The following is a 673-nucleotide window of genomic DNA, read 5'->3' as shown; positions in this document are numbered from 1 at the left end:
GTACTTTCTGTCTCCCCGCGGGGGGGGGGGGGGGGGGGGGGGGGACATCCCTCCTTTTTTTAGGTCGGAGAGGATGTCAATTGTGGAAAGTAGAATACAGAAAAATAGTAAGTTCCCCACAAAAATTGAACGCTGCGTACAAAATTCGATAGCCATTCTGTAAATGATCGTGATATAACAATCTGCAAGCAAAATAGCTGCAAGATGATGTTGTCTGGATAGACGACACACACAAACTAATAAATTGAGGAAAGATCATGCCTGCTTTTTTAACTGATGATTGGTTTTCAACTGTAGAAACTCTAACTGCTCAGGCAGGTGACCTGAATCTGGCACCAGCGCTTGCAAATCTTGCAATTAATCTGGTGGTAACTGACACTACAGGTAATACTGAATTATCTTTAGATGGTGGATCGATCAAAAAAGGGTTGTCTGAAAATGCCAAGACAACTTTAAATATGGACGCAGAAACACTACGTAAAGTTTTCCTTGAGTTTGACATGGCTGCTGCAATGCAAGCTTTCATGACTGGCAAAATCAAGGTGCAAGGGGATATGTCTCAGTTGATGGCACTGCAAACTGCCAAGCCAAGCCAAGAACAAAAAGACCTGTTCAAAAAAGTGCTTGAGCAAACTACCTGATAGATTGCTACGTAACCTGAGTTCGATGAAAT

1 protein-coding gene is annotated in these 673 nt (G+C 42.6%); it reads left to right on the top strand.

Going from position 1 to position 673, the window contains the following annotated elements:
* The first annotated feature begins 257 nt into the window (after nt 1–257).
* Complete coding sequence (locus GW12_RS06365; RefSeq protein ID WP_034585080.1) at nt 258–641, top strand: SCP2 sterol-binding domain-containing protein; 384 nt, start codon at nt 258–260, stop codon at nt 639–641.
* Nucleotides 642–673: the final 32 nt, after the last annotated feature.

The organism is Acinetobacter sp. HR7, assembly GCF_000773685.1.
GTDB classification, from domain to species: Bacteria; Pseudomonadota; Gammaproteobacteria; order Pseudomonadales; family Moraxellaceae; genus Acinetobacter; species Acinetobacter thermotolerans.
Note: the sequence above shows the minus strand (reverse complement) of the source record. Positions and strands in the feature narration are given on the sequence as shown.

Excerpts from the sequence above, each read along its gene's own strand:
- GW12_RS06365 (WP_034585080.1), top strand. The coding sequence starts at position 258 with ATGCCTGCTTTTTTAACTGATGATTGGTTTTCAACTGTAGAAACTCTA.